This window comes from Kitasatospora sp. NPDC040550 (assembly GCF_055594965.1).
Map to the genome: position 1 here is coordinate 284,164 of NZ_JBVIWC010000002.1, position 26,607 is coordinate 310,770.

Below are 26,607 nucleotides of genomic sequence, written 5' to 3' on the forward strand. Positions count from 1 at the left end.
TCAGTCGCCCGGACGGGTCGGCAGCCCGGACGCCGCCCAGCCGACGAAACCGCCGTCGAGGTCGGTCGCCCGGTGCAGCCCGAGCTCGCGCAGCGAGGCCGCGGCCAGGCTGGAGGCGTAGCCCTCGGAGCAGACCACGATCACCTCGACGTCATAGCCCGAGGCCTCGGGGATCCGGTGACTGCCCGTAGGGTCCAGCCGCCACTCCAGCACATTGCGCTCGATCACCAGCGCGCCCGGGATCCCGCCCTCGGCGGCCCGCTGCGCCGCTGGACGGATGTCCACCAGCAGCGCGCCGTCCAGCTGGGCCTGGTACGCCTCCCGGGCGCGCGGGCGGTGGACGCCCTCGCGGGCCCGCTCCACCAGGTCGTCGATCGTGGTCACCATTGCTCCGGTCCTTCCTCAGAGGTGCGGACGAGCCCGCCGGCCCGCAGGTCGTAGTGCGCCATCGAACTCAGCGGGGGCGAGTAGGCGTGCAGGGTGACGGCCGGGCCCGAGGCGGTGTTCCGCACGTCGTGCACGTACTCCGGGCCGAAGGCGCGGGCCGTGCCGGCCGGGACCCTGCGGATCAGCAGGCCCTGGTCCGGGCCGCCCAGGGACAGCTCCTCCAGCTCGCCGAGCGCGACGGTGAACGCGCCGCGCGAGCCGCCGTGGTCGTGGAAGCCGGTCGACTGGCCGGGCAGCCAGCTGATCAGCCAGACCTCGTGGTCGTCGTCGGCGACCAGCCGTTGGTACCAGCGCTCCTCGGTGGAGAGCCGGACCAGGTGGATCCACTGGTCGGGCCGCTCGGCCAACTCGCGGACCACGGTGCGCAGGGTGCTCGGGCTGAGCGGGGGCCGTGCGGGGTCGGCGGCGGGGTGGGCGGCCGGGGCGGCGGTGGGGCCGGTGGCTGGGGCGGAGGCTGGGGGTTGCTCGGGGCTGCGGGTCGGGTTCTCGGTTGCGAGGTCCAGGCTCATGGGGCGTCCTCGGGTGCGGCGGGAACGTCGGGAGGGGCGCTCGGATCCGGCGGCGGGACCGCGGGGTGCGGCTGTCGCGGCTGTGCTTGCGGCTGCTGGGACGTGGCGGTGACGGGCGCGGACCGGCGGAGCGGCCCGTGCCCGGCCGGGCACGGCACGTGCGGTGCCGCCGGGCGGGCGGGTTTCAGGACTGCGGGTACGGGTGCGCGGCGCGGGCCCCGGCAGTGGTCACAGGGCGGAACCGGCGAAGTGGAGCAGGGTCAACAGGCACAGATGGAACTCGCCTGGCGTCGCAGATCGACGTGCAGGCGGCAAACCAGAGTGGTGCCGGAGTCCATGCCCCGGATCCTTTCCGAGCCGGTCGGACGAAGTCAAGCCGGGACGCCCGTTTGTTGCGGCCTGTTGCGCCCCGTGAACGGGCGGCGCGACGCCCGCCAGGGGCGCCGGCTCAGCCCTCCGCCTCAGCTCTCGGTCCGGTCCGCGGCCTGGTCATCGGCCTGCTCGTCGGCCTGGCCGTCGGTCCGGTCCTCGGCGGGCAGCTCGGGTGCTGCGGGCGGTCCGCCGCGCGGCTGCGCGGGCACGGGTGCGGGCACGGGTGCGGTGGCGGCCGCAGCGGCGGACAGCGCCTGTTCGATCACCGGGTCGGCCCGCTCGCCCAGGTAGCGGCCGAGCGTCTGGTAGGCGTCGAACTGCTGGTGGTCGAACCACTGGTCGCTGGTGCCGTCGTTCGGGAAGGCCGGGTGGGCCACCGCGTACGACTGCAGCTCGTACGGCATGTCGGCGGTCAGCACCGCCTGGAGGACGATCAGCGTGCCGAGCCGTTCGGAGTCGGGCTCGCCGGCGATGGCAGGGTAGTGGACGTCCCCGGTGATCACGCCCCGGGCCGAGAGCCGCTCGGCGAGCTGGGCCGCCAGCCCGCGCAGGGGAGTGCCGCCATCGGCGCCGGCCCCGTCGTGGTCATTGCCGTGGTCATTGCCGTGGTCACCGTCGTGGCCCCCCTCAGGGGCGCGGCCGGTGGTGGCGCTGCCCGGGATCAGCAGCTCCGGCCGGTGCAGGGTGATGACGATGCCGAGCTCCTCGCGGGCCAGGGTGATCGCGGCGGCCAGGTTGGCGGCGTAGCCGGAGTCCCCGCTGGCGTCGATGCTCACCGCCGTCCGGACCCGGTGCCGCAGCAGTTCGACCAGCCCGAGGTTCTCGTAGTGCCCGCCGTCGGTGGTGAGCAGGAAGCGGTCGTCCGCCGGGAACCGGCCGGTCAGCTCGCGGAGTTGGTAGGGCAGTCGGCGCACGGCGGGCTGCCCGGCGCGGCGCCAGTCGGGCGTGCCGGACCAGGCCGGGCCGAGCTCCGCCGGGTTGGGCAGCCACGTCCCGAGCCGGGCGTTGGTGACCGCGAACAGGCCCTGGTAGACGCGGGACTGGCGGCCCATCGCGGAGGAGAAGGCGGCGCCGGAGACGGCCATCGCGGACTGCACGGTGAGGTCCCGGGCGATGTGCCGCCGCGTCCGCCGCTCCAGCAGGTCGGTGCGCGCGTAGCCGATGTCCGGGCCACCGACGTAGTCGTACGAGAGGGTGAAGGAGACCGCCCGACGGCCGGGCGGGGTACGGGAGTTGCCGGACAGGTTGGCCGCCGCCGAGAAGATCACCTGGGGGAAGTCGGGGTGCCGGGCGCCGTAGTGGCTCAGCCAGGTCTGCTCCCGGTGGAAGTCGTACCGGCGGGCGAGCGAGCGGCCGCCCTCGGTGACCCGGCGGACGGCGAAGGCGGAGGCCAGGCGCAGCCGGTAGAACGGGTGCAGGCTCATCCAGGTCTGGTCGAGGTTGAGCCCGACCGCGCCGAGCACCAGCGGCAGCAGCACCTGGACCGCCGTCGGCCAGGCGTACCCGGTGGCGACCGCCCAGCCGAGGGCCAGCAGCGCGCCGGCCGCCAGGGTGCTGAGGGCGGCCCAGACCACCAGGTACTGCGGGAGGTTGGCGGTCAGCCCGCCGCCGAGCCGGCCGGCGCCGCGCAGGGCTCCGGCGGCCGCGTGAACGCCGCTACCGATCGCCCGGCGGTCGCGCCAGAGTATGCCGAGCAGCAGGGCGAGGTAGCTGAGGACCACGGTCAGGCTGAGCCCCGCGCCGGTCAGTTGCGGGCCGGCCGCCAGCGCCTGCTGGAGCCGGACCGCGCCCCAGGCCAGGCCCGGCAACGCCAGCACTCCGAGGGCCAGCAGCCCGGCCAGCGCGAGAGCGGCGTAGTTGAGCCGGCGCAGCGCGCGCGGCAGCAGCGCGTGCCAGCCGAGCGGCGGGAAGGCCAGCAGCCACAGCAGCCAGCAGCAGGCCGCCGCGCCCAGCACCACGCCGAGGGCGGCCAGCGCGGGGGCGCGGAACTCCAACCCGCCCGGCACGGCGCCCGGGTGGCGCAGGCCGGCGGCGGCCAGTGCGTCCAGGTCGGTCAGCGGGACGGCGTGGTAGAAGCGGCTGAGGCCGAGGCCGAGCGCCAGGACGGCGGCCAGCAGCAGGGTGAGCGCCGAGAGCACGCCGCGCAGCAGGGTGCCGAGGGCGACCAGCCACTCGCCGGTGCCGTCGGCGATGTACTTGCTGTGGCGGCGGAGGTGGTCCTCCTCCGGGGAGCCGGGCTCCAGTACCGTGTCGGCCGTCAGGCCCGAGACGGCGCGCACCGGGCTGCCGGGCGCGGCGTCGCTGAGCGCGAGTTGCAGCGCGCCCACGGTGTACCCGCCGCCGGAGACGGAGACCAGGTAGCGGGCCCGTTTCAGCCACGGGCGCAGGGCCTGGAGCGCGCCGAGCGTGACGCAGGCCGAGCGGATGCCGCCGCCCGAGGCGCAGAAGCCCAGCTCGGCGGGCTCGCGACCGGGCGGCACCCGGCCGGCGTCCCGCCAGTGGGCGTGGGCGCCGGGAGCGTCGGGCTGCGTGGCTGCCGCCTGCCGCGGGGGCCCGGACCGGGAGCCCTGCGGCGACGAGTGCGGCGACGAGTGCGGTGACTCGGGTGGTGCCTCGGGTGGTGGTTCGGGCCGGGGCACGTGCCGGGGCCCGTGCAGCGGGTGGCCGTGCAGCGGGTGGCCGTGCCGGGTGAGGACGGGCCAGGGCGGTATCAGCGCCGGGCGGTCCGGGTCGGTGTCGTCACCGGGTTTCCCCGCGGTGGCGCGCAGCCCGCGGGCGGCCCTGGCGGCCGTCACCGCGACCAGCGCCGCGGCCGTCACCCCGGCGGGCAGGAGCAGCAGCCGGCTGACGGTGGTGAGCGCCGCCGCCACCGCGAAGGGGGTGTCGGAGTCGGCGTGGTCGAGCCCCAGGCGCAGCAGGACGTCGGCGGCGAGGTCGCAGCCGGCGGCGAGCAGCCCGGCGACCCCGACCACCAGGGCCGGCCCGAGCCGACGGCGCCGCCCGAGCACGTACCCGCCCAGCAGGGCCGCGGCCGTCAGCGTCAGCCCGTAGCCGGCGATCGGCCAGGGCTCGCCGCCCAGGGCGGCCCGGTACGCTGCGGAGCTCCCGCCGACCACCGCCTCGGCGGCGGCCCGGGAGCCCGCCAGGCGCAGGGCCGTCAGCCCGGCGCGCGGCACCTGCCCGGGGGCGAGGAGGAGGCCGACGGCGAGCGGCAGCAGGGCTCCGAGGGCGAGCAGCAGGCCCGCCCAGGCGGGCAGGGCGGGCGGCCGCCCCGCCGGCGCCGACGTACCCGTCGCGCGCTCCGCGCGCTCGTCCGTCGCTGTCATCAGTGCCACCCCCCGTTCGGCCCCCTGCCGACCGTCGATCCCCGTGTCCGAACCCGGTGTCCGGTCACCGCATCCGGCCTCGGACGATCAGCGCATGATCACCGAAGTCGCCCCGTACGTGCGCCGGATGACGATCCGTCGCACCGTCAAGGCGCGTTCTACCCTGCCGTGGCCGAGTCCGCACCCCCGGTGCCCGCTTTCACTCGAATGAGTAAGGAGGCCACCAATGGGGTAGATGAGCATTTCATCCCACCCAGAGCCATCCGCGTGTCCGCGTAACAAGATCGCCCCTTAGGCGTTACCGCCGACGTATTGTCAGGCGACCAAAGCCCGGCCTACCGTCTACAGATCGCTTTCTACGCACGTAGACCCTTCCCGTAGACCCCCGCGGCCCCCGAGCGGAGCCGCAGGCGAGACCCGCCCCGTCAACCCTCAGACCGCGGGCCCGACCGCACGGCCGGGACGCGGAGTTGCGGAGGTACCCATGTCGCAGATCGTCCGTGCCGCGCTCGTCCAGACCCGCTGGACCGGCGACCAGGAGAGCATGATCGCGCTCCACGAGCGCTACGCCCGCGAGGCCGCCGCCCGGGGCGCGAAGATCATCGGCTTCCAGGAGGTGTTCAACTCCCCGTACTTCTGTCAGGTCCAGGAACCCGAGCACTACCGCTGGGCCGAGGCCGTCCCGGACGGGCCGACCGTGCGCCGGATGCAGGACCTCGCCCGCGAACTCGGCATGGTGATCGTCGTACCGGTCTACGAGGAGGAGCAGGCCGGCGTCTACTACAACACCGCCGCGGTGATCGACGCGGACGGCAGCTACCTCGGCAAGTACCGCAAGCACCACATCCCGCAGGTCAAGGGCTTCTGGGAGAAGTACTACTTCAAGCCCGGCAACCTCGGCTGGCCCGTCTTCGACACCGCCGTCGGCAAGGTCGGCGTCTACATCTGCTACGACCGGCACTTCCCCGAGGGCTGGCGCGCCCTGGGCCTGGCCGGCGCGCAGATCGTCTACAACCCCTCCGCCACCAGCCGCGGCCTGTCCGCCTACCTCTGGCAGCTCGAACAGCCCGCCGCCGCCGTCGCCAACGAGTACTTCGTCGCCGCCATCAACCGGGTCGGCACCGAGGAGTACGGCGACAACGACTTCTACGGCACCTCCTACTTCGTCGACCCGCGCGGCCAGTTCGTCGGCGAGGTCGCCTCCGACAAGGAGGAGGAACTGGTCGTCCGCGACCTCGACCTCGGCCTGATCGAAGAGGTCCGCCAGCAGTGGGCGTTCTACCGCGACCGCCGGCCCGACGCCTACGGACCGCTCGCCGAGGCCTGAGGAGCACCACGATGACCACCCGTGACCCGCAGCAGCGCACCGTCGTCCGCGGCGGCCTCGTCATCACCGCCACCGACGAACTCCACGCCGACGTCCTGATCGAGGGCGAGCGCGTCGCCGCCCTGGCCCTCACCGGCAGCGCCGCCGCCGAGGCCTGGACCGCCGACACCGTCATCGACGCCACCGGCCACTACGTCATCCCGGGCGGCGTCGACGCCCACACCCACATGGAGCTGCCGTTCGGCGGCACCGCCGCCTCCGACACCTTCGAGACCGGCACCCGCGCAGCCGCCTGGGGCGGCACCACCACCATCGTCGACTTCGCCGTCCAACCCGTCGGCGGGGCGCTGCGCGAGGGCCTGGACGCCTGGCACGCCAAAGTCGAGGGCAACTGCGCGATCGACTACGCCTTCCACACCATCGTCTCGGACGTCAACGACGCCGTCCTCAAGGAGATGGACGCGCTGGTCGACTCCGGCGAGTCCACCTCCTTCAAGCTCTTCATGGCCTACCCCGGCGTCTTCTACAGCGACGACGGCCGCATCCTGCGCGCCATGCAGCGCGGTGCGGCCAACGGCGGGCTGATCATGATGCACGCCGAGAACGGCATCGCCATCGACGTCCTGGTCGAACAGGCCCTCGCCGCCGGGCGCACCGCCCCCCGCTACCACGGCGAGGTCCGGCGCGAACTCCTGGAGGCCGAGGCCACCCACCGGGCGATCAAGCTCGCCCAGGTGGCCGGCAGCCCGCTCTACGTGGTGCACGTCTCCGCCGCCTCGGCCCTCGACGAACTCGCCCGGGCCCGCGACGCCGGGCTCCCCGTCTTCGGCGAGACCTGCCCCCAGTACCTCTTCCTCTCCACCGACAACCTCGCCGAGGAGGGCGCGGACGGCTTCGAGGGCGCCAAGTACGTGTGCAGCACGCCGCTGCGGCCGCGCGAGCACCAGGAGGCGCTCTGGCGCGGGCTGCGCACCAACGACCTCCAGGTGGTCTCCACCGACCACTGCCCGTTCTGCTACGTCGGACAGAAGGAACTCGGCCGCGGCGACTTCTCGAAGATCCCCAACGGCCTCCCGGGCGTGGAGAACCGGATGGACCTGCTGCACCAGGCCGTGGTGGACGGGCGGATCAGCCGGCGCCGCTGGATCGAGATCGCCTGCACCACCCCGGCCCGAATGTTCGGGCTGCACCCGCGCAAGGGCACCATCGCGCCCGGCGCCGACGCCGACCTCGTGGTCTACGACCCCACCGCCGTCCAGACCGTCTCCGCCGCCACCCACCACATGAACGTGGACTACTCGGCCTACGAGGGCCGCAGGCTCACCGGCCGGGCCCGGACGGTGCTCTCGCGCGGCACCGTGGTGCTGGACGACGGCCGCTGGCTCGGCCGGGCCGGACACGGCGCCTTCCTGCGCCGTGACACCTGTCAGTACCTGACCTGATCCGCTTCGTTCTCCCTTCGCCCTCCCTCCGTTCTCCTCCGTCTTCCCCCTCGCCTGCCGGTTGCCCTCCCTCCGTCCTTCGTCCGTCTTTCCTTCGTCCTTCCTCCGTCGCCCGGGGCCCGCGCCGAGCGCCTCGGCCCCGGGCCGCCCTCCCACCCCTCCCGGAGCACCCCATGGACATCGGCCTCGTCCTGCAGACCGACCCGCCGGCCCGCCTGCTCATCGACCGGATGATCCGCGCCGAACAGGCCGGGTTCAGCCACGGCTGGACCTTCGACTCCTGCGTGCTGTGGCAGGAGCCCTTCGTGATCTACAGCCGCATCCTGGCCGAGACCGAGCGCCTCACCGTCGGCCCGATGGTCACCAACCCCTCCACCCGCACCTGGGAGGTCACCGCCTCCCTGTTCGCCACCCTCAACGACATGTTCGGCAACCGGACCGTGTGCGGCATCGGCCGCGGCGACTCCGCCATGCGGGTCGCCGGCCGCCGCCCCGCCACCCTCGACCGGCTCTCCCAAGCCATGCACGCCGTCAAGGAGTTGGCCGAGGGGCGCACCGCCGAGGTGGACGGCACCGAGATGCACCTGCCGTGGGTCGGCCCCGGCGCCTCGCTGCCGATCTGGATGGGCGCTTACGGGCCCAAGGCACTCGCGCTGACCGGTCGTCAGGCGGATGGCTTCATCCTCCAGTTGGCCGACCCCTACCTCACCGAGTACATGATCAAGGCCGTCCGGGCGGCCGCCGTCGAGGCGGGGCGGGACCCGGCCGACGTCACCATCTGCGTCGCCGCGCCCGCGTACGTCACCGCCGACGACTCGCCCGCCGCGCTCGCCCATGCCCGGGAGCAGTGCCGCTGGTTCGGCGGGATGGTCGGCAACCACGTCGCCGACCTGGTCAGCCACTACGGCGAACACTCCGACCTGGTGCCTGACGCCCTCACCGAGTACATCAAGGACCGCCAGGGCTACGACTACAGTCACCACGGCCGGGCCGGGAACCCCGACACCGCCTTCGTCCCGGACGCGATCGTCGACCGCTTCTGCCTGATCGGACCGGTCGAGGCCCAGCGCGCCCGGCTCGCCGAGCTCCGCTCGCTCGGCGTCGACCAGTTCGCCGTCTACGCCATGCACGACGCGGTCGAGGCCACCATCGACGCCTACGGGGCGGACGTCATCCCGCACCTCTGATCCCGTGGTCCCTGCATCCGTGGTCCCTGCGCCCGTGATCCCTGACTCCGTGGTCCCTGCACCCGTGATCCCCTGGCCCCGCTTGTGGCAGAAGGGAGTTGCCCATGGCCGACACCGCGACCGGCGGCGGCGGACAGTGGCAGCATTCCGACGGCCGGGTCGAACTCGACCCGGTCGAAGGGCTGTTGCCTCCCAACGGCTTCACCAGTGACGACCTCCGGCCGGTCCCGGTGCGGCGGCGCACCTGGACCACCTACAACTTCCTCGCGCTCTGGGTCGGCATGGCCCACAACATCCCCTCCTGGACCCTGGCTTCGGGCCTGGTCGCGCTCGGGATGGACTGGAAGCAGGCGGTGCTCACCATCGCGCTCGCCAACCTGATCGTGCTCGCACCGATGCTCCTCACCGGGCACGCCGGGACGAAGTACGGCATCCCCTTCCCGGTGTTCGCGCGGGCCTCGTTCGGGCTGCGCGGCGCCAACCTGCCCGCGCTCATCCGAGCGGCGGTGGCCTGCGCCTGGTTCGGCATCCAGACCTGGATCGGGGGCGAGGGGATCTTCCTGCTGGCCGGTCGGCTCCTCGGCGAATCCTGGCGGACCGCAACGGAGTTCGGCGGCTACCCGTGGACGCAGTGGGTCTCCTTCCTGCTGTTCTGGCTGCTCGAGCTGGTCATCATCGCCCGGGGGATGGACGCGCTGCGGCGCTTCGAGAACTGGGCGGCGCCGTTCGTCATCGTCGGCGCGCTCGCCCTGCTGGTCTGGATCGGCGTCAAGGCCGGCGGGCTGGGGCCGCTGCTCGACCAGCCGTCCGCACTGGGCTGGGGCGGCGGGTTCTGGAAGGTCTTCTTCCCGTCGCTGATGGGGATGATCGGCTTCTGGTCCACGCTGGCGCTCAACATCCCCGACTTCACCCGCTTCGGCGGCAGCCAGCGGGCCCAGATCCGCGGCCAGGCCCTCGGCCTGCCGACGACGATGACGCTCTTCGCGCTGCTGTCGGTGCTGGTCACCTCGGGCTCCGCGGCGGTGTACGGCGAACCGGTGTGGGACCCGATCAAGCTCGCCGCGAAGATGGAGAGTCCGGTGGCGCTCCTGTTCGCGCTGCTGACCGTCCTGATCGCGACGCTGTCGGTGAACGTCGCGGCCAACGTCGTATCCCCGGCCTACGACCTGGCCAACCTGGTGCCCCGGTTCGTCGACTTCCGCACCGGGGCGCTGATCACCGGCGTGCTCGGGATCGCCATCTTCCCGTGGAGGCTGACCGCCGACCCGCACGTCTACATCTACGTCTGGCTGGGCGTGGTCGGCGGCTTGCTCGGGACGGTTGCCGGGGTGTTGATCGCCGACTACTGGCTGCTGCGCCGCACCAGGCTGCAACTCGCCGATCTCTACCGGCCGTTCGGCGCCTACTGGTACGTGGGCGGATGGAACTGGCGGGCCGTTGCCGCGCTGCTGGTCGGCGGTCTGCTGGCGGTCGGGGGGTCGTACTCGACGGTGGACGCGCACGGGGTGAAGCAGGGGCCATTCCCGGTGGACGGGTTGGTGCCGTTCCTCCAGCCGCTGGCGGACTACGGGTGGGCCGTGGGGCTCGCGTCGTCGGCGGTGGTGTACCTGGTGCTGAGCGCGGGGCGCGGCGGGAAGGGGAGCGCGAAGGCTCGGGGCGGGACGGAGGGGGTCGGGAGCATCGGACGGGGGACGACTGGCGGGTAACAGATGTCAGCGAACAGATAACAGATGTCAGCGAACAGATTTTGAAATCTGTTCGCTGACATCTGTTACCCGTCATCTGTCACCCGTCGCCTCCACCGCGGCCAGGACCTTGGCGGCGCCGTCCTCGGTGGCGAGGGCGGCTGCGACCGACCGGGCGCGGGTGCGGTAGTGGGGGTCGTCCAGGGCTTGGCGGATGGAGGCGGCGAGGTGGGCGGCTGACAGGGCGCGCAGGGGTACCGGGCCGGGCGAGACGCCGAGCGCGGTCAGCCGGGCGGACCAGAACGGGGCGTCCAGCTGGGCGGGCACCGGGACGGCGGGGGTGCCGGAGCGCAGGGTGGCCGCCGTGGTGCCCGCGCCCGCGTGGTGGACGACGGCCGCGGTGCGCGGGAACAGCCAGTCGTGCGGGGTGTCGCCGATGGTCAGTACGGTCTCCGAGTCCTCGGCGGCCAGGCCGCTCCAGCCGGACTGCAGCAGGAGGCGGACCCGGGCGGCGCGGGCGGCGGCGAGGACGGTCGCGGTGAGCCGGTCGGGATCGGGCACGACCAGGCTGCCGAAGCCGACGAAGACCGGGGGCGGCCCGGCGGCCAGGAAGTCGAGCAGCCGCTGCGGGGGCTGCCAGTCCGCGTGCTCGGCGGGCCACCAGTACCCGGCCACGTCCAGTCGGGGGTGCCAGTCCGTCGGCCGGGGGACGACTCGCGGCGAGAAGCCGTGCAGGACGGGGTGGTCGTGCCGGGCGCGGGCGATGCCCAGCCGCGGCAGCCCGAGCCGGCGGCGCAGTCCGCGGACGGCCGGGACGAACAGCTGGTCGGTGGCCGCCTGGACGGCGTGGCCGGCGAGCAGGTTGCCGGGCCGTCCGAGCGAGCGTGCGCCGGTCACCGCCGGGGCGAACTCGCGGGTGGGGGAGAGGGGTTGGAGGTACAGCCCGATGGTGGGGATGCCGGCCGCCTCGGCCGCGACCTGGCCGAGCGCACTGGTGGTGCTGGTGGTGAGCAGCAGGTCGGTGCCGAGTGCCGTCGCGTCCGCGATGCCGTCGCCGAGCGCGGGCATGAACCTCCGCCCCAGGCGCAGGAGTTGCAGGACTACGCCGGGCCCGCTGCCGGCCCGCAGCAGTCGCCGGCCCTCGGCGGAGGCGAGTTCGGTCCGCGGGTCGACGGGCAGCGGACGGAACTCCAGTCCGGCGGCCCGTACCGAGTCGGCGAAGGTGGCGTGGGTGGCGACGGCCACCTGATGTCCGGCCGCCCGCAGGCGGACGCCGAGCCCGGTGAAGGGTGCGACGTCGCCCCGGGAGCCGGCGGTGGCGATCAGGATGCGCATGGCCGCAGTATTTCGGCGGGCACGACCGACCGGAAGGACGCCACGCGCGGACCGGTCGGCTCCGGGTGGCCGGATCCCGCCGCCCGCCGGGGTCGGCCGGAACCACCCGGCCGGGCGTCGGCGTCCTCTGCGGCAGAGCGCGCGGAACGGGGCCGTCGCGCCATGGACGGGAGGGACGGGTTCGGATGAGCGTCATCGCGTGGATCGTGCTGGGCCTGGTGGCCGGAGCCCTGGCCAAGCTGCTGCTGCCCGGGAGGGACCCGGGCGGTCTGATCGTGACCACCCTGATCGGGATCGCCGGCTCCTTCGTCGGCGGCTGGATCGCGTCGCACTTCCTGCACCGGTCGATCACGGCGCGCTTCTTCGACGGGCCGACCTGGGTGGCGGCGATCGGCGGCGCGTTGGTGCTGCTGATCGTCTACCGGCTGCTGTTCGGCAACTCCCGCCGCTGACGGACGGGCTCGACGGGGGCTCGTCACACCGATGACGCAAGGGGGCGGCGGATGAGCTGGCTGGAGTGGATCGTGCTGGGCCTGGTGTCGGGGACGCTGGCCCGGATGGCGATGTCGAGGGGGGAGCGCGGTCTGATCGGCAGTACCTTGATCGGGATCACCGGCTCCTACATCGGCACCTGGATCGTCCTGCACTGGATGCACGGGACGGTGCGGGTGGGCCTGCTCGACGTCACGACCTGGGTGTCGGCGATCGGCGGTGCGATGGTCCTGCTCATCGCCTACCGGGTGCTCCGCTTCCTCGCGCGGCGCTGACTGCCGGGCGTTGACCGCCGGGTGCTGGCTGTCGGGCGATGGCTGTCGGGCGCCGGTCACCGGTCGGTGGCCTGGTCCGGCAGCTCCTCGCAGGCCGCGAGCCAGTCGGCCGGTACGTCCGCGAGCCCGGTGCGGGCGGCCACCACGCCGGCGGCGATGGCGCAGGTGGTGTCCATGTCGCCCCAGCCCTCCAGGGTGTGCCAGATCGCGTCGGGCAGCGAGTCCAGGTGCCCGGCGGCGGACCAGAGGGCGAACGGGACGGTGTCCGGGGCGGAGATCATCAGCCCCGAGCCCAGCACGTTGGCGGCGTGCCGGACGCTGGTGTGCTCCGGCAGCCGGGCGGCGATCCGCAGGCCGGAGCGGACGTCGCTCTCCGGCAGCCGGTCGGCGACCTCGGTGAGCAGCTCGGTCCGGCCCGGCGCCCGGCGGCCCCGGCTGCGGACGGCGAGCGCCGCGGCGAGTGCCACCGCCACCGCCCCGGTGACCGCCTCGGGGTGGAAGTGGGTGGTGAGCGCCTGGAGTTCGGCCTGCCGGGCGACCTCGTCGAGGTCCTCGGCGAATCTGGCGCCCAGCGGGGCGACCCGCATCGCGGCGCCGTTCCCGTACGAGCCCTGGCCCTCGAACTGGCCCGAGGTGATGGCGCGCCAGTGCCCGCCGGCGCCGATCCCGCGCAGCACCCGGTGCATCGACGGGCCGTACTTGCGCTGGTACTCGCGGGCGTACTCGGCCGCGAACTCGGCGGCCAGCGCGTCCTGCCGGACCTCGCCGTGGGCGGTGAGGTGGCGGTCCAGGACGAGCGCCATCGCCGTGTCGTCGGTCCAGTGCCAGGGCGCCGGGCGGACCAGGCGGGCCGCCAGGGCGGCGGGTGCCTCGTCCACCGGGACGGAGAACCAGCGGTCGCCGAAGGCGTCGCCGAGCGCGAGTCCTCGCAGGCTGTTCAGGACCGGACCGGCCGCACGCATGTCATCCTCCGAGTGAGATCAACTGGGTGCGACAGTCTGCCGGAAAGAGTGAGGCGCCGACGACCGGATTTCGCTCCGGCTGCCGACGCCTCACGCCCTCGCGCGGGGCGCTCCGCTCAGGGCGCGCTCCGCTCAGGGCGCGCGCCGTTCAGGACGCAGCCGACTCGGGGACCGGCTTGACGGGCTGGCCCTTCAAGCCGCCGAGCACGAGCTTCCAGACCGCCGCGAAGCGCTCGTCCGCGGTCGGCTCGGACCAGGTGTGGGCGAAGACCGGGTTGTGGAAGGGGGCCGTGGCGTCGAAGACCGCGCGGGCGGTGGAGGGGACGTGGGCGAGCTGGAACTCCCTGGCGTCCATGCCGTCGTGGACGATCTGGGCGATCTGCTTGACCAGGGTCTCGACGTGCGCGTCGACGACCGTGCTGTTCTCCTCGGCCAGCACCAGGTAGGTGGCGAACAGCTCCGGGTCGTCCAGTGCCTTCTTCCGCTTGGCCTCGAGCAGCGTGGTCAGCCAGCGGTGGAGGCGCTCGACGGCGCCGCCGATGTCGTTCGCGACCATCTCCAGGTCGTAGTGCGCCTGGTTCAGCCAGCGTTGGGTGACCGCCTCCCGCAGCGCCGCCTTGCTGGTGAAGTGGCGGTAGACGCTGCTGTGGCTGACGCCGAGTTCCCGGGCGACGTCCACGACGGTGGCCTTGGCCGGCCCGAACCGCCGGAGGGCTTCCTCCGCCGCGATCAGGATCTGCTCGGCGGTGAGTGCGGTGTCCGTGGTCACGGGGCCGTCCTTAGGGTCGTGCGGTCGGGTGGTGCGGAGGGTTCTCGCTGGTCAGCGCGGGCTCGATCAGCGCTCGCTGTCCAGGCGCGCCATCTGCGCGGCAGCGTACCGGTCGCCGGCGGCGGCCCCGGCGGGGACCGCGGCCTCGATGGCGGCCAGGTCGGTCGGGGTGAGGGTGACGTCCAGCGAGCCGAGCGCCTCGGTCAGCCGGTCGCGGCGGCGGGCGCCGACCAGCGTGACGACGTCCTCGCCGCGCGAGGCCACCCAGGCGATGGCGATCTGGGCGACGCTGGCTCCCTTGGCGTCGGCGACCGCGCGCAGCGCCTCGACCAGGGAGAGGTTGTGGGCCAGGTTGTCGCCCTGGAAGCGGGGGCTGTCGGTGCGGAAGTCGGTGCCGGCGAGCGAGCGGTCCGGGTTCCAGTGACCGCTGAGCAGGCCGCGGGAGAGCACGCCGTACGCGGTGATGCCGATGCCGAGCTCGCGGGCGGTGGGCAGGACGGCCGCCTCGATGGAGCGGCTGAGCAGCGAGTACTCGATCTGCAGGTCGCTGATCGGGTGGACGGCGGCGGCGCGGCGCAGGGTGTCGGCGCCGACCTCGGACAGGCCGATGTGGCGGACGTAGCCGCCCTTCACCAGGTCCGCGATGGCGCCGACGGTCTCCTCGATCGGGACCTTCGGGTCGAGCCGGGCGGGGCGGTAGACGTCGATGTGGTCGGTGCGCAGCCGGCGCAGGGTGTACGTCAGCGCGGTCTTGGTGGCGGCCGGGCTGGTGTCGTAGCCGAGCCACTGGCCGTCGGGGCCGCGCTGGGCGCCGAACTTGACGCTGATCTGGACTCTGTCGCGATCGCGGCCGCGCAGGGCTTCGTGGATCAGCAACTCGTTGTGGCCCATGCCGTAGAAGTCGCCGGTGTCGAGGAGGGTGATCCCGGCGTCCACGGCGGCGTGGATGGTGGCGATGCTCTCGGCCTCGTCGGCCGGGCCGTAGAGGTCGGACATGCCCATGCAGCCGAGGCCGAGGGCGGAGGTGACGAGACCGGAGGCGCCGAGCGGACGCTGGGCGGGGCGGGTGGTCGAGGCCATGGGAGCTCCAGGGGCGAGTGCGGCGCCGGAGGGCGAGGGCAGTGTGACCCGGATCTCACTATGGCACGACAGCTAACAGATTTCAAAATCTGTTAGCTGTCTTTTGTCATTTGTTCGTAGCGATACTCCGCTAGGAGTACGGCCCCGGCGAGCGCAGCAGGTGGGCCCGGGCGGGCGGCAGATTGCGCCACACCGTGCGCTCACCCAGCCCGTACGTCGCCTCGAAGCGCCGCAGCAGCCGCACCACCGCCCGGTGCCGGGCGCCCCGACGGGGGCCCGAGGTGAGGGTGCGGGCCGTCGTGGTGCCGAGGTACCCGAAGTAGGTCAGCTCGCCGCCCGGGGTCAGCAGGCGCAGGTAGAGGTCGAGGATGCGCCGGACCAGGGCCGGCTCGAAGTTGGTGAACGGCAGCCCGGACACGATCACGTCGTACCGCTCGCCCGCGGGCCCCGCCTTGGCCTCGGCTTCGGACCCGGGCCCGGGTTTGGCCCCGGGTTCGGCGCCGGCCCCGGTGTCGGTTGCGGCGCCGCCCCCGTTCTCGGGCCCTGCCGGGGCGGATGCCTCCGGCAGCTCCTCCACCCGGCAGCTCGACAGGCGCAGCCCCACCCCCGGCCGGCGCGCGGCCAGGACCGGGTCCTCCCGCAGCCGGTCGGCGAACCGCGGGTTCGCCTCGACCACGTGCAGCCGGTCGCCGGGGCGCAGCACCTGGGCCAGCCGGCGGGTCACCACGCCCGTGCCGGCGCCGACCTCCAGCACCGAGATCGGCCGGTTCGGGCGACTGGTGGCCGGTACCACCAGGGCGTTCACCAGTGCGGGCCCGCTCGGCGCCAGCGCGCCGGTGTCGTGGAAGGTGCGCAGGGCCTCGGCGAGGAACAGCAGGTGGTCCCCGCCGTGCGGAGAACCGTGCGCGCGGCGCTGGTCGCGGGTGTCGGGCGAACTGCGGTGCTGTGGCGGGGAATCGGGGCTCGGGTGGAGCTGTTCGGTCGTCATGCCGACGACGCTAGGGAGCGCGGGAGCGCCGCGGATCGGCCGGTGAGCGGCGCCGACCCCCGACGAAAGTCGAGGGTGCCGACGTCCGGGAGGAGGGGGTGGCGCGCCGCCGTCCGCCCGTAGCATCGAGCAGGCGGACGGGACCCCGGGTGGGAGGAGCTCCATGCGCACAGGCCTGCTCGGGTGGTACGGCCCGGACCACCGGCCCTGGACCGACAGCCTGTTGCTGTTCGGGATCCTCGGCCTCGCCGTCGAGGAGGGCGTCTTCCAGTGGCTGCACGTCGACGGTCCGCTGCGCCTGCCCCGGGCGGCGGCGGCCGTACTCGCCGCGCTCTCGCTGGTGCTCGCCCGCCGTCACCCCATAGCCTCGGCCGTCCTGCCGGTGCTCACCGGCGGTCTGCTCAACCGGGCCTTCCCGGGCTTGATCAGCGTCTACTACCTGGCCTCCCTCGGCCGGGTCGGTCCGGCGGCGGCCGGCGGCGCGGTGATCGCCGTGGGCAGCGCGATCGCCGCGGACTCGCTGGTCGACTGGGCCGGTACGACCGGTTCCCAACTCCTCCTCCAGGCGGCCACCTTGTCCTTCGGGTTGTGGCTGCACGGCCGCCGGGTGCTGATCCGGGCGCTGCACGCCCAGGTCGAAACCCTGCGGCGGGAGCGGGAGTTGCGCGCCGAGCAGGCCCGATCCGCCGAACGCGCCCGGATCGCCCGGGAGATGCACGACGTGCTGGCCCACCGGCTGAGCCTGCTGGTGCTGCACGCCGGAGTGCTCCGCGACCAGGCCCGGGCCGGTACGGTCGCCGCCGACCCGGACCGGCTCACCCATCGCCTCGAACTCCTGCGCACCACCGCCGCCCGCTCGCTCGACGACCTGCGTGACGTCCTGGGCGCCCTGCGCGCCGACCCGGCGGAGCGGCCCGCCGCCCAGGCCGACGCGCCCGTACCGTCCGGGTCGCGGGGCAGCGCGTCGTCCGGATCGCGGGAAGGGCCGTCGCCCGCCCCGGCGCCCGCCCCGCCGCCCGTCCCGGCGCCCGCCCTGCGCGACCTCACCGACCTGATCGACGAGGCGAACCAGGCCGGGCAGCAGGTCGAACTCGCCCTGGCGGGAGACCCGGAGGCCGTGCCCACCACCCACCGGCTCGCCGTGCACCGGGTGGTCCAGGAGGCGCTGACCAACGCCCGCAAGCACGCCCACGCCGCGCCCGTCACCGTCCGGGTCGGCTACGGGGCGCCGACGACCACCGTCGAGGTCCGCAACGGCCCGGGCGCGTCGACGCCGAACGGGCCGGTCACCGTCGGCGGGTACGGGCTGGTTGGCCTCGGCGAACGGGTCGGCGCGCTGGGCGGCCACCTGGACGCCGGGCCGGACGGCGCCGGCGGCTTCCGGCTCTCCGCCCGGCTGCCCGCGCCGGACCGGCCGGCGAAGTCCGCGATGTCGCCGGACTCCGTGGCCCCGCCGGACTCCGTGGCCCCGTCGGAGCCCGCAGACCCGTCGGAGTCCGCAGACCCTACGGAGGTCCCGTCGCCGAGGAGCCAGTACCGGAAGAAGCCCCCGCTGCCGAAGGACGCCGCATGATCCGCACGATGGTGGTCGACGACGACGCGCTGGTACGCCTCGGCCTGGTCGACCTCCTCGCCCAGGACCCGGCCCTGACCGTGGTCGCCGAGGCCGCCGACGGGCTGCAGGCCGTCGAGTTCGCCCGCGGCCGCCGGATCGACGTCGCGCTGATGGACATCCGGATGCCCCGGCTCGACGGGATCGCCGCGACCCGGCGACTGCGCCAACTCCCCGATGCCCCGCGCGTCATCGCGCTCACCACCTTCGACCTGGACGAGTACGTGTACCAGGCGCTCGCCGCCGGGGCGGACGGCTTCCTGCTCAAGGACACCCCGCCCGCCGAGATCGCCCGCGCCGTCCACGTGGTCGCCGCCGGGCAGGGGATGCTGCACCCCGCCGCCGCGCGACGGCTGATCGACCGGTACCACCGGGTCGGCGCGCCGCGCTCCGTCGCCGCCCGGAGCCGGATCGCCGGGCTCACCCCGCGCGAGTCCGACGTGCTGCGGGAGCTCGCCGACGGGCTGTCCAACGCCGAGATCGCGGGCGTCCTGGGGATGCGGGAGAGCACCGTCAAGGCGCACGTCAGTCGGATCCTGACCGCGCTCGGCGTGGCCAACCGGGTCCAGGCGGCGCTGCTCGCACGCGATGCGGGGCTGGTCGGGGACGGCGCCTGACCACGGGCGCTCGCGAGGGCAGGGCGGGGCGCAGCGTCGGACGGTGTTCACACGGATGTTCCCCGGGCGTCGGTCCGGGCTTCGCCACGGGCTTCCCTGAGCCGTCGCGTGCCTCCGGTTGGTACCGCCCGCTGAGCCGCTGTCACCCATCCGGCGTGGAAATGCCGTGCCTTGGCGGTTTGCGCTGCCGAACCCGGGCGGCGGGTCCATGGTGGAGATGGGCGCGATCCGGCGACCGCGCCCGCGCGTCGATCCGGGCCCGCCCGCCGAGCGCCCGCCGCTTCCGCCGACGGGTGCCCGGCCCCCGGGGCCCGTACCGGCACGCTGGGAGCAGGGCCACCTCGCAGGAAACCGAACGGTTCTTCTAGGCTCACATCTCGGCTTCCCTGCGGCGGTCCGGCCCTTGCGCCCGCCACCAGGAAGCCGCCGTCCACGGGGCTCCGGGCGGAACCGGGGCCACCGGATCGAGCGAGGAGGACGCAGATGCCAAGCACGCCGCCCAACCGTTCCACCGCACTTGGGCCAGACGGGCCGTTCCGACGGGCCGTCCGACCCCCCGGCCGACCGGTGCGCTCCGGCCGGGGCTGGCACCCGGGCGGGAGCGGTCGGCCGGTGCGGCCGCTGAATACCGGCTGCGGCCGCGGAGGCGAGCGTTGAGTCCCCAGATCGTCGGGGCGCCGGCCGCACCGGGCAGCGCCGCGGAACCCGACCGCGTACCCGTGACCGTTCCCACCGCGGCCGACGGTGAGGCCCTGGTCGCCCTGGGCCTCCCCGCCAAGGCCGGTTCGTCCACCATCGGTTCCGCCGTCGGTTCCACCGTTGGTTCCGCCGTCGAGAGCCCCCCGGCGGCTACGTCCACGACCGGTGCCACGGTCAAGTCCGGCGCCGCGGCCGCGTCGGTGGCCGCGATGAAGCTCGGTGCCACGGCGAAGTCCGGTGTGGTGGTGAAGTCCGCTGCCGCGGCGGTCGGATCCGCCACTGCCGGTACCGCTGCGACGGGCATCGCCGCAGCACTGCCCGGACTCCCGCAGGCGCTCAGCGCCCGGGCCCGTACCCTCGCCGGTGCCGTCCGGCGGCGGTGCGCGGACCTGGCCCGGATCGAATCGCCCAGTGGTGACGCGCCCCGACTCGACGCGCTCGCCGAGGAATTGGAGTCCGGATTCCGGGCCACCGGGGCGACCGCCCGCCGCGAACCCGGACCGGCCGGTGACCACCTGGTGCTGGAGTGGGAGGGGCGGGACGAGACCCTGCCCCACCTGCTGATCGTGGGGCACCACGACACCGTCTGGCCCGCCGGCACCCTGGCCGACTGGCCGGTGACCGAGCAGGACGGGCGGCTCACCGGCCCCGGCGTGGTCGACATGAAGGGCGGACTCGCCGTCCTGGAGGGCGCCTTGGCGCTGCTCGCCGACCTGGGGCAGCGGCCGCACCGCACCGTACGGCTGGTCGTGGTGTCCGACGAGGAGGTCGGCAGTCCGGACGGGCGGGGCCTGGTCGAGCGCCAACTGCGGGGCGCGGCGGCCGTTCTGGGGCTGGAACCGCCGCATCCGGACGGGCGGTTGAAGACCGCGCGGCGCGGCAGTACCCGGGTGCGACTCACGGTCACCGGCCGGGAGGCCCACGCGGGCAACGACGCCCACGACGGGGTGTCGGCGGTGGACGAGCTGGTCGACCAGCTGGTGCTCGTCCGCGGCCTCGCGGGCCAGCCCGGTACGGAGCTCAACACCGGTCGGATCAGCGGGGGTTCACGGGCCAACGTGATCGCCGGACGGGCCGAGGCGGAGCTCGGGCTGCGCTTCTCCACCACCGAGGCGCAGCGCCGCACGCTCGACAACCTCGCCCGGCTGACCGCCTTGCGGCCGGGGGCGCGGGTGCGGACGGAGGTGCTGTCCAGCCGGCCGGCCTGGCCCGAGCGCACCGGTAACCCGCTGCTCAGGCACGTGCGTTCGCTCGCCGCGGTGCTCGGGCAGCAGCTCGACGGCGCCCCGGCCGGCGGTGCCGGGGACACCAACCTGCCCGGCTCGCGCGGACTGCCGACGCTGGACGGTTTCGGCGCGGTCGGCGCCGGCGCCCACGCCCGGCACGAGTACATCAGGCTGGACCAGCTCGCACCGCGGATCGCCCTGCTGGCGGCGCTGCTCGCGGTGCCGTTGCCGCGGCTGCGGGACCGCGCGGAAGGGTGATCCTCGGCGGCTGGCGGCTGGCGGCTGGCGGCTGGCGGCTGGCGGCTGACGGCTGACGGCTGACGACGGACAGGCAACAGCGAACAGATAACAGCTGACAGATTTCAGAATCTGTCAGCTGTTATCTGTTTTCTGTTCGCCGCTGCCCACTCCCCGCCCCGCGCGCCCACCCATTCGTCGACCTCCCTTGCCATCCCTCCGTCCCGCCGCGCAGAATGGTACCGACCGAACGGTCAGTCGGTTGGTGCGCCGGTGCCAGGGCCGCGAAGCCGAGGTGCCGGAGCCCCGGACGCCGGAGCAGGGAACACGAGAGGGGACCGTGGTGACAACAGAGGTGGCAGAGGCGGTCCCCGCGCAGACGCCGGAGGACCGGTTCGACGCGGTGATCGCCGCCGAGCAGCGGATCGAGCCCCGGGACTGGATGCCCGACGCCTACCGGGCCACCCTGATCCGCCAGATCGCCCAGCACGCCCACTCCGAGATCATCGGCATGCAGCCCGAGGGCAACTGGCTCACCCGTGCCCCCTCGCTGCGCCGCAAGGCGATCCTGCTGGCCAAGGCCCAGGACGAGGCGGGTCACGGCCTCTACCTCTACGCTGCCGCCGAGACCCTCGGCGTCGACCGCGCCGAGCTCACCGAGAAGCTGATCAGCGGCCGCCAGAAGTACTCCTCGATCTTCAACTACCCCACCCTCACCTTCGCCGACGTCGGCGTGATCGGCTGGCTGGTGGACGGTGCCGCGATCTGCAACCAGGTCCCGCTCTGCCGCTGCAGCTACGGTCCGTACGCCCGCGCGATGGTGCGGATCTGCAAGGAGGAGTCCTTCCACCAGCGCCAGGGCTACGAGCTCCTGATGACCCTGATGCGCGGCACCGAGGGCCAGCGCCGGATGGTCCAGGACGCGGTCGACCGCTGGTGGTGGCCGTCGCTGATGATGTTCGGCCCGCCGGACGCCGACTCGCCGAACACCGCCCGCTCGATGGCCTGGCGGATCAAGCGCCACACCAACGACGAGCTCCGGCAGCGCTTCGTCGACATGACCCTCCCGCAGGCCGAGCACCTGGGCGTCACCCTCCCCGACCCCGAGCTGCGCTGGAACGAGGAGCGCGGCGGCTGGGACTTCGGCGAGCCGGACTGGTCCGAGCTGACCAGGGTCATCCACGGTCAGGGCCCGTGCAACGCCCAGCGGGTCGACCGCCGCCGGGCCGCGCACGAGGAGGGTGCCTGGGTACGCGAGGCGGCCGTCGCCTACGCCGCCAAGCGTGCCGCCGACGCCGAACACGCCGCGGCCGCCGAGCGGCCCACCCCCGAACAGGAGAACCAGAAGTGACCGAGTCCGAGGCAGGGCCCAAGGCCGGCTGGCCGCTGTACGAGGTGTTCGTGCGCCCCCGGCGCGGCCTGAACCACGTCCACGTCGGCTCGCTGCACGCCTCCGACGACCGGATGGCGCTGCTCGCCGCCCGCGACCTGTACACCCGCCGCAACGAGGGTGTCAGCCTCTGGGTGGTCCGCTCGGACGCGATCACCGCCTCCACCCCGGACGAGCGCGACCCGTTCTTCGAGCCCAGCGGCGACAAGGTCTACCGCCACCCGACCTTCTACGACATCCCCGAGGATGTCCCGCACATCTGACGGGGGAGCCACCGTGCACGACCACACCACGTCCGCCACCGAGGACGACCACGTCTACCTCAGCCTCGCCGGGGCCACCCCCGGCCCCGAGGGCGAGGGCCGCTGGGCGTACGGGACGGGCTTCGCCGACCCGCTGCTCGGCGTGGACACCGCCCTGCCCGCCGGCCTGGACGGCGCCGACCTCGCCGCCTACTGCCAGATGCTCGGCGACGACGCCCTGGTGCTCTCCCAGCGGCTGATCGAGTGGTGCACCCGGGCGCCCGAGCTGGAGGAGGAGGTCGCGCTCGCCAACCTGGGCCTCGACCTGCTCGGCCAGGCCCGGCTGCTGCTCACCCGGGCCGGCCAGGCGGACGGTTCCGGCCGCACCGAGGACGACCTGGCCTACTGGCGGGAGGAGCACGAGTTCCGCAACGTCCGTCTGGTGGAGACCCCGAACGGCGACTTCGCGTACACGATCGCCCGGCTGCTGCTGTTCGCCACCGTCCGTGGCGCGCTCTACGAGGCGCTGAGCGCCCACCCGGACCCGGTGCTGGCCGCGGTCGCGGCCCGGGGCGTCAAGGAACTGGCGTACCACCGTGAGTACGCCACCGCCTGGACGCTGCGGCTCGGCGACGGCACGCCGTACTCGGCGGAGCGGATGCAGGCCGCTCTGGACGCGGTCTGGCCGCTGCTGGAGGAGCTGTTCACGGCGCACCCGGTGGAGCTGCGGGTCGGCGTCGACCCGGACGCCCTGCGCGAACCGGTGCTGCGCGAGCTCGCCGCCGTCGTCGCCGAGGCCGGGCTGACCGTGCCGGACCTTCCGCCGCTGGCCACCGTCCTGGGCCGGGCCGGCCGCGACGGGGTGCACACCGAGGCGCTCGGCCCGCTGCTCGCCGAGCTCCAGGTGGTGGCCCGCGCCCACCCGGGGGCGACGTGGTGACGGGCACCGCGGGCACCGTCCGCGCGACGGCCTGGTCGGTCGCCGCGGCCGTCCCGGACCCGGAGCTGCCCATGCTCACCCTGGCCGACCTGGGCGTGCTCGCCGGGGTCGAGGTGGACGACGGCAGCGGCACGGTGACCGCCTGGCTGACGCCGACCTACTCGGGCTGCCCGGCCGTCGCCGAGATGGCCGCCGACGTCGACCGCCGGCTGCGCGCCGCCGGGTACCCGGACGTCCGGGTGCGGCTGCGGCTGGACCCGCCGTGGTCCACCGACCTGATCACCGCCGACGGCCGCCGCAAGCTCGCCGAGGCGGGCATCGCCCCGCCGCGCCCGGCCTCGGCCCTCGCGCCCGCGCCCGGGCCGGTTCCGCTCACCCTCGGCCCCACCCGTGCGGGCGCCGCGGCCCCCGCCCCCGTGCCCTGCCCGCACTGCGGCGACGCCGACACGGAGGAGCTGTCCCGCTTCGGCTCCACCGCCTGCAAGGCGCTCTGGCGCTGCCGCGCCTGCCGCGAGCCGTTCGAACGCGTCAAGGAGATCTGAATGCCCGCCGCGACCCCTGTGACGGACCCCGTCCGCCCGGCCCGCCGGCCGAGCTTCCACCGGCTGCGGATCGACCGGGTGGAGCGGCTCTGCGAGGACGCCGTGGCGGTGACCTTCGCGGTGCCGGACGCCCTGGCGGCCGAGTTCGCGTTCCGTCCCGGCCAGACCCTGACCCTGCGCAAGCTGGTGGACGGCACCGACGAGCGCCGCTCGTACTCGATCTGCGCGCCCGTCGGCGGCCCGCTGCGGATCGCCGTCCGCGAGGTGCCCGGTGGGCTGTTCTCGCGCTGGCTGGTGCGCGAGGCCCGGCCCGGCGAGGAGGTCGAGGTGCTGACCCCCTCCGGCCTGTTCACCCCCGAACTCGGTGTCCCCGCCGACCACGTGCTGCTCGCGGCGGGATCCGGCATCACCCCGATGCTGTCGATCGCCGCCTCCGTGCTGGCCGCCGACCGCCGCTCCACCGTCACCCTGCTCTACGGCAACCGGCGCAGCGACACCGTGATGTTCGCGGACGAGCTGGCCGACCTCAAGGACCGCTACCTCGGCCGGTTCCAGCTGGTCCACGTGCTCTCCCGGGAGACCAGGGACGCCGAACTGCTCAGCGGCCGACTGGACCCGGAACGGGTCCGGGCGCTGCTGGCGGCGCTGGTGGACGTCGGTGCCGTCGGGCACTGGTGGCTGTGCGGGCCGTTCGGCATGGTCGCCGGGGCCAAGGAGCTGCTCGCCGAACTGGCCGTGCCCGGGGAGCGGGTGCACCAGGAGCTGTTCCACGCCGAGGACGAGCCGCTCGTCGAGCGGGACGAGGACCTGGACGGCCCCGACGGTGCGGTCGCGGCCGGGCCCGGTGAGCGCAGCGAAGTCACCGTCGTCCTCGACGGCCGCGGCAGCACCCTCACCCTCCCGCGCGACCGCTCGATCCTGGACGGCGCCCAGCGCTCTCGTCCCGACCTGCCCTTCGCCTGCAAGGGCGGGGTCTGCGGTACCTGCCGGGCCCTGGTCACCGAGGGAGAGGTGGAGATGCGCCGCAACTTCGCGCTGGAGGAGAAGGAGCTGGCGGCCGGCTACGTCCTCACCTGCCAGGCCCGGCCGGTCACCGACCGGGTCACCGTCGACTACGACCGCTGACCCGGGCTGTCAGACCGGGACAGGGGCGGCTGCGGCTGCGGCTGCGGGGACAAGGTCGGCGACGGGTTCGGTCCCGTGCCCGGCCTGCCCGGCCTGCCCGGCCCGCCCGGTCGGGTCCCCGAGCAGCTCGACCAGGTCGTTGACGGCGGCGCGGCCCGCCCGGTTGGCGCCGATGGTGCTGGCGGACGGTCCGTAGCCGACCAGGTGGACGCGCGGGTCGGCGGTGGCGCGGGTGCCGGTGAGCGCGATGCCGCCGCCGGGGGAGCGCAGGCCGAGCGGGGCGAGGTGGCCGACCTCGGGGCGGAAGCCGGTCGCCCAGACGATCGCGTCCACCGCCAACTCCTCGTCGCCCCAGGCGACTCCGTGCTCGGTGAGCCGGTCGAACATCGGGCGGCGGTGCAGCGCGCCCAGCTCCTCGGCACGGCGGTAGGCGACGGACGGGCCGAGGCCGGTCACGCTCACCACGCTGCGCACCGGTAGGCCCTGGCGCACCCGCTCCTCGACCTTGGCGACCACCGCCCGCCCGTACTCGGGGGTGAACGGGCCCTGGTGGAAGACGGGTTCGGAGCGGGTGACCCAGACCGTCTCGCCGACCGCGGCCACCTCGGACAGCACCTGGATCGCCGAGGCGCCGCCGCCCACCACCAGGACGCGCCGGCCGGCGAACTCCTCGGGGCCGCGGTACTCGGCGTAGTGCAGCTGACGGCCCGCGAAGTGGCCGGGGTAGTGGGGGAGGAAGGGGCGGGTCCAGGTGCCGGTGGCGTTGATCAGCGCGCGGGTGGACCAGGTGCCGCGGTCGGTCTCGACCAGCAGCCGGGAGTCGGGGCGCTCGGACTCGGCGCGTACGGTGCGCACCGCGACCGGGCGCACGACCGGGAGCGCGTGCCGGTCCTCGTACGCCGTGAAGTACCCCGGCACCACCTCCCGCGCGCGGGCCTCCGGGTCGGGCGCGGGGAGCTCGGCGTCCGGGAGGTCGTGGAAGCCGTGCACGGTGGCCATCCGCAGGGACGGCGAGCGGTGGGCCCAGGCGCCGCCGGGGGCGGGGTTGGCGTCGAGCACGACGAGGCCGCCGTCGACTCCCGCCCGGTAGCGGGCGAAGCCGCGGCGGCCGAGGTGGTAGGCGGCGGACAGTCCGGCCTGTCCGGCACCCACCACCAGGACGTCCACGCGCCGCGCGCCGGCCTCGCCCGTCGCACCCGTTGCAGCCGCTGCACCTGTTGCACCGTAAACAGTCACGCACGTGAAACATCGGGGGGTCGGTGGCTGTTCCCGCGCGGAGCGACGCGGGGCGTGGCGGGGCCTCAGCCGATCGGCGAGATCACCACGGCGGTGCCGTACGCGCAGACCTCGGTGCCGACGTCCGCCGCCTCCGTCACGTCGAAGCGCATCATCAGGACGGCGTTGCCGCCGCGTGCCTTGGTCTGCTCGATCAGCCGCTGCATCGCCTCGTTGCGGCTCTCGACCAGGGTCTTCGTCAGACCCCGCAGCTCGCCGCCGATCAGCGACTTGAGTCCGGCACCGATCTGGCTGCCGATGTGGCGGCTGCGCACGGTCAATCCGAAGACCTCGCCGATCACGTGGTCGACCCGGAAGCCGGGGATGTCGTTCGTGGTCACGACCATGACGTCGGCGTTCGGGCCCTGCCCGCCGCCGTACTCGTTGATGTCAGCCATGGGGGCCATCCTGCCCGTGTCGTGCGTCCGAGTGACAGAGGCGCGGCCGGGCGGTGGCCGAGAAGCTCTCCGGAAGCTGGTCCGGACCGGTGATCGGGCGGCCGAAAA

25 protein-coding genes are annotated in these 26,607 nt (G+C 74.2%); 14 read left to right on the plus strand and 11 right to left on the minus strand.

Features of this window, described 5'->3' with window-relative positions; all coding sequences use genetic code 11:
* From ACZ58X_RS04040 to ACZ58X_RS04055, 4 genes are all read right to left on the minus strand, one after another.
* Nucleotides 1–387, minus strand: coding sequence for a rhodanese-like domain-containing protein (locus ACZ58X_RS04040; protein ID WP_465651786.1), 387 nt, complete (start codon nucleotides 385–387; stop codon nucleotides 1–3).
* Entirely contained in the window at nucleotides 381–956 is a 576-nt protein-coding gene (locus ACZ58X_RS04045) for a cysteine dioxygenase (protein WP_470332110.1), read from the minus strand. The genes ACZ58X_RS04040 and ACZ58X_RS04045 overlap by 7 nt, the downstream gene beginning before the upstream one ends.
* Nucleotides 957–1,216: 260 nt before the next feature.
* Entirely contained in the window at nucleotides 1,217–1,294 is a 78-nt protein-coding gene (locus ACZ58X_RS04050; RefSeq protein ID WP_101948289.1) for a putative leader peptide, read from the minus strand.
* 123 nt (nucleotides 1,295–1,417) lie between these two features.
* Entirely contained in the window at nucleotides 1,418–4,654 is a 3,237-nt protein-coding gene (locus ACZ58X_RS04055; protein WP_470332111.1) for a hypothetical protein, read from the minus strand.
* 484 nt (nucleotides 4,655–5,138) lie between these two features.
* Between ACZ58X_RS04055 and ACZ58X_RS04060 the strand changes: the two genes are divergently transcribed.
* From ACZ58X_RS04060 to ACZ58X_RS04075, 4 genes are all read left to right on the plus strand, one after another.
* Nucleotides 5,139–5,981 carry a nitrilase-related carbon-nitrogen hydrolase gene (locus tag ACZ58X_RS04060; RefSeq protein WP_470332112.1) on the plus strand — a complete coding sequence of 281 codons (843 nt, stop codon included), beginning with the start codon at nucleotides 5,139–5,141 and terminating at the stop codon, nucleotides 5,979–5,981.
* Nucleotides 5,982–5,992: 11 nt separating this feature from the next.
* Nucleotides 5,993–7,423: a dihydropyrimidinase gene (gene hydA, locus ACZ58X_RS04065; RefSeq protein WP_470332113.1), complete on the plus strand. Its 1,431-nt coding sequence runs from the start codon at nucleotides 5,993–5,995 to the stop codon at nucleotides 7,421–7,423.
* 173 nt (nucleotides 7,424–7,596) lie between these two features.
* Nucleotides 7,597–8,610, plus strand: a complete 1,014-nt coding sequence (locus ACZ58X_RS04070) for a TIGR03842 family LLM class F420-dependent oxidoreductase (protein WP_470332114.1) — start codon at nucleotides 7,597–7,599, stop codon at nucleotides 8,608–8,610.
* Between the two features lie 104 nt (nucleotides 8,611–8,714).
* Complete coding sequence (locus tag ACZ58X_RS04075) at nucleotides 8,715–10,316, plus strand: NCS1 family nucleobase:cation symporter-1 (RefSeq protein WP_470332115.1); 1,602 nt, start codon at nucleotides 8,715–8,717, stop codon at nucleotides 10,314–10,316.
* Nucleotides 10,317–10,388: 72 nt separating this feature from the next.
* Here ACZ58X_RS04075 and ACZ58X_RS04080 read toward each other — a convergent pair whose 3' ends face one another.
* Nucleotides 10,389–11,630: a glycosyltransferase gene (locus tag ACZ58X_RS04080; RefSeq protein WP_470332116.1), complete on the minus strand. Its 1,242-nt coding sequence runs from the start codon at nucleotides 11,628–11,630 to the stop codon at nucleotides 10,389–10,391.
* Nucleotides 11,631–11,815: 185 nt separating this feature from the next.
* Here ACZ58X_RS04080 and ACZ58X_RS04085 point away from each other — a divergent pair, with 185 nt between their 5' ends.
* Nucleotides 11,816–12,082 (plus strand): GlsB/YeaQ/YmgE family stress response membrane protein, encoded by a 267-nt coding sequence (locus ACZ58X_RS04085; protein ID WP_350504148.1) that lies wholly within the window; start codon nucleotides 11,816–11,818, stop codon nucleotides 12,080–12,082.
* 51 nt (nucleotides 12,083–12,133) lie between these two features.
* Complete coding sequence (locus tag ACZ58X_RS04090; protein ID WP_470332117.1) at nucleotides 12,134–12,397, plus strand: GlsB/YeaQ/YmgE family stress response membrane protein; 264 nt, start codon at nucleotides 12,134–12,136, stop codon at nucleotides 12,395–12,397.
* A 56-nt stretch (nucleotides 12,398–12,453) separates the two neighbouring features.
* Here the strand turns inward: ACZ58X_RS04090 and ACZ58X_RS04095 are convergent, their stop codons facing one another.
* The 4 genes from ACZ58X_RS04095 to ACZ58X_RS04110 all read right to left on the minus strand — a co-directional run bounded on the left by ACZ58X_RS04095 (nucleotide 12,454) and on the right by ACZ58X_RS04110 (nucleotide 16,196).
* The gene (locus ACZ58X_RS04095; protein ID WP_470332118.1) at nucleotides 12,454–13,359 is read right to left on the minus strand and encodes an ADP-ribosylglycohydrolase family protein; all 906 of its coding nucleotides are present in this window, start codon (nucleotides 13,357–13,359) and stop codon (nucleotides 12,454–12,456) included.
* 148 nt (nucleotides 13,360–13,507) lie between these two features.
* Nucleotides 13,508–14,128: a TetR/AcrR family transcriptional regulator gene (locus ACZ58X_RS04100; RefSeq protein ID WP_470332119.1), complete on the minus strand. Its 621-nt coding sequence runs from the start codon at nucleotides 14,126–14,128 to the stop codon at nucleotides 13,508–13,510.
* A gap of 66 nt (nucleotides 14,129–14,194) precedes the next feature.
* Entirely contained in the window at nucleotides 14,195–15,208 is a 1,014-nt protein-coding gene (locus tag ACZ58X_RS04105) for an aldo/keto reductase (protein WP_470332120.1), read from the minus strand.
* A gap of 130 nt (nucleotides 15,209–15,338) precedes the next feature.
* Nucleotides 15,339–16,196 (minus strand): class I SAM-dependent methyltransferase, encoded by an 858-nt coding sequence (locus tag ACZ58X_RS04110; RefSeq protein WP_470332121.1) that lies wholly within the window; start codon nucleotides 16,194–16,196, stop codon nucleotides 15,339–15,341.
* A gap of 163 nt (nucleotides 16,197–16,359) precedes the next feature.
* On the opposite strand from ACZ58X_RS04110, the gene ACZ58X_RS04115 reads away from it, so the two are divergent.
* The 8 genes from ACZ58X_RS04115 to paaE all read left to right on the plus strand — a co-directional run bounded on the left by ACZ58X_RS04115 (nucleotide 16,360) and on the right by paaE (nucleotide 24,826).
* Complete coding sequence (locus ACZ58X_RS04115) at nucleotides 16,360–17,769, plus strand: sensor histidine kinase (protein ID WP_470332122.1); 1,410 nt, start codon at nucleotides 16,360–16,362, stop codon at nucleotides 17,767–17,769.
* Nucleotides 17,766–18,425: a response regulator gene (locus ACZ58X_RS04120; RefSeq protein ID WP_470332123.1), complete on the plus strand. Its 660-nt coding sequence runs from the start codon at nucleotides 17,766–17,768 to the stop codon at nucleotides 18,423–18,425. The genes ACZ58X_RS04115 and ACZ58X_RS04120 overlap by 4 nt, the downstream gene beginning before the upstream one ends.
* Before the next feature lie 719 nt (nucleotides 18,426–19,144).
* Nucleotides 19,145–20,608 carry a M20 family metallopeptidase gene (locus tag ACZ58X_RS04125; RefSeq protein ID WP_470332124.1) on the plus strand — a complete coding sequence of 488 codons (1,464 nt, stop codon included), beginning with the start codon at nucleotides 19,145–19,147 and terminating at the stop codon, nucleotides 20,606–20,608.
* A gap of 319 nt (nucleotides 20,609–20,927) precedes the next feature.
* Entirely contained in the window at nucleotides 20,928–21,938 is a 1,011-nt protein-coding gene (gene paaA / locus ACZ58X_RS04130; RefSeq protein ID WP_470332125.1) for a 1,2-phenylacetyl-CoA epoxidase subunit PaaA, read from the plus strand.
* Complete coding sequence (gene paaB / locus ACZ58X_RS04135) at nucleotides 21,935–22,240, plus strand: 1,2-phenylacetyl-CoA epoxidase subunit PaaB (RefSeq protein WP_360229852.1); 306 nt, start codon at nucleotides 21,935–21,937, stop codon at nucleotides 22,238–22,240. The genes paaA and paaB overlap by 4 nt, the downstream gene beginning before the upstream one ends.
* Complete coding sequence (gene paaC / locus ACZ58X_RS04140; protein ID WP_470332126.1) at nucleotides 22,224–23,159, plus strand: 1,2-phenylacetyl-CoA epoxidase subunit PaaC; 936 nt, start codon at nucleotides 22,224–22,226, stop codon at nucleotides 23,157–23,159. The genes paaB and paaC overlap by 17 nt, the downstream gene beginning before the upstream one ends.
* A complete protein-coding gene (paaD, locus tag ACZ58X_RS04145; protein ID WP_470332127.1) occupies nucleotides 23,153–23,701 on the plus strand; it encodes a 1,2-phenylacetyl-CoA epoxidase subunit PaaD in 549 nt (182 codons plus the stop codon). Before paaC ends, paaD begins: the two co-directional genes overlap by 7 nt.
* The gene (gene paaE, locus ACZ58X_RS04150; RefSeq protein WP_470332128.1) at nucleotides 23,702–24,826 is read left to right on the plus strand and encodes a 1,2-phenylacetyl-CoA epoxidase subunit PaaE; all 1,125 of its coding nucleotides are present in this window, start codon (nucleotides 23,702–23,704) and stop codon (nucleotides 24,824–24,826) included. It abuts the gene before it with no gap.
* 9 nt (nucleotides 24,827–24,835) lie between these two features.
* On the opposite strand, the gene ACZ58X_RS04155 is transcribed toward paaE, so the two are convergent.
* Together ACZ58X_RS04155 and ACZ58X_RS04160 are read right to left on the minus strand one after the other, a co-directional pair.
* Entirely contained in the window at nucleotides 24,836–25,993 is a 1,158-nt protein-coding gene (locus tag ACZ58X_RS04155) for an NAD(P)-binding domain-containing protein (protein ID WP_470332129.1), read from the minus strand.
* A 134-nt stretch (nucleotides 25,994–26,127) separates the two neighbouring features.
* Nucleotides 26,128–26,499 (minus strand): YbjQ family protein, encoded by a 372-nt coding sequence (locus tag ACZ58X_RS04160; protein ID WP_470332130.1) that lies wholly within the window; start codon nucleotides 26,497–26,499, stop codon nucleotides 26,128–26,130.
* Nucleotides 26,500–26,607: the final 108 nt, after the last annotated feature.

Excerpts from the sequence above, each read along its gene's own strand:
- ACZ58X_RS04060 (WP_470332112.1), top strand. The coding sequence starts at position 5,139 with ATGTCGCAGATCGTCCGTGCCGCGCTCGTCCAGACCCGCTGGACCGGC.
- paaC (WP_470332126.1), top strand. The coding sequence starts at position 22,224 with ATGTCCCGCACATCTGACGGGGGAGCCACCGTGCACGACCACACCACG.
- ACZ58X_RS04090 (WP_470332117.1), top strand. The coding sequence starts at position 12,134 with ATGAGCTGGCTGGAGTGGATCGTGCTGGGCCTGGTGTCGGGGACGCTG.
- ACZ58X_RS04095 (WP_470332118.1), bottom strand. The coding sequence starts at position 13,359 with ATGCGTGCGGCCGGTCCGGTCCTGAACAGCCTGCGAGGACTCGCGCTC.
- paaE (WP_470332128.1), top strand. The coding sequence starts at position 23,702 with ATGCCCGCCGCGACCCCTGTGACGGACCCCGTCCGCCCGGCCCGCCGG.
- ACZ58X_RS04110 (WP_470332121.1), bottom strand. The coding sequence starts at position 16,196 with ATGACGACCGAACAGCTCCACCCGAGCCCCGATTCCCCGCCACAGCAC.
- ACZ58X_RS04115 (WP_470332122.1), top strand. The coding sequence starts at position 16,360 with ATGCGCACAGGCCTGCTCGGGTGGTACGGCCCGGACCACCGGCCCTGG.
- ACZ58X_RS04045 (WP_470332110.1), bottom strand. The coding sequence starts at position 956 with ATGAGCCTGGACCTCGCAACCGAGAACCCGACCCGCAGCCCCGAGCAA.
- ACZ58X_RS04055 (WP_470332111.1), bottom strand. The coding sequence starts at position 4,654 with ATGACAGCGACGGACGAGCGCGCGGAGCGCGCGACGGGTACGTCGGCG.
- ACZ58X_RS04040 (WP_465651786.1), bottom strand. The coding sequence starts at position 387 with ATGGTGACCACGATCGACGACCTGGTGGAGCGGGCCCGCGAGGGCGTC.
- ACZ58X_RS04160 (WP_470332130.1), bottom strand. The coding sequence starts at position 26,499 with ATGGCTGACATCAACGAGTACGGCGGCGGGCAGGGCCCGAACGCCGAC.
- ACZ58X_RS04050 (WP_101948289.1), bottom strand. The coding sequence starts at position 1,294 with ATGGACTCCGGCACCACTCTGGTTTGCCGCCTGCACGTCGATCTGCGA.
- ACZ58X_RS04120 (WP_470332123.1), top strand. The coding sequence starts at position 17,766 with ATGATCCGCACGATGGTGGTCGACGACGACGCGCTGGTACGCCTCGGC.
- ACZ58X_RS04080 (WP_470332116.1), bottom strand. The coding sequence starts at position 11,630 with ATGCGCATCCTGATCGCCACCGCCGGCTCCCGGGGCGACGTCGCACCC.
- ACZ58X_RS04085 (WP_350504148.1), top strand. The coding sequence starts at position 11,816 with ATGAGCGTCATCGCGTGGATCGTGCTGGGCCTGGTGGCCGGAGCCCTG.
- hydA (WP_470332113.1), top strand. The coding sequence starts at position 5,993 with ATGACCACCCGTGACCCGCAGCAGCGCACCGTCGTCCGCGGCGGCCTC.
- ACZ58X_RS04075 (WP_470332115.1), top strand. The coding sequence starts at position 8,715 with ATGGCCGACACCGCGACCGGCGGCGGCGGACAGTGGCAGCATTCCGAC.
- ACZ58X_RS04070 (WP_470332114.1), top strand. The coding sequence starts at position 7,597 with ATGGACATCGGCCTCGTCCTGCAGACCGACCCGCCGGCCCGCCTGCTC.
- ACZ58X_RS04105 (WP_470332120.1), bottom strand. The coding sequence starts at position 15,208 with ATGGCCTCGACCACCCGCCCCGCCCAGCGTCCGCTCGGCGCCTCCGGT.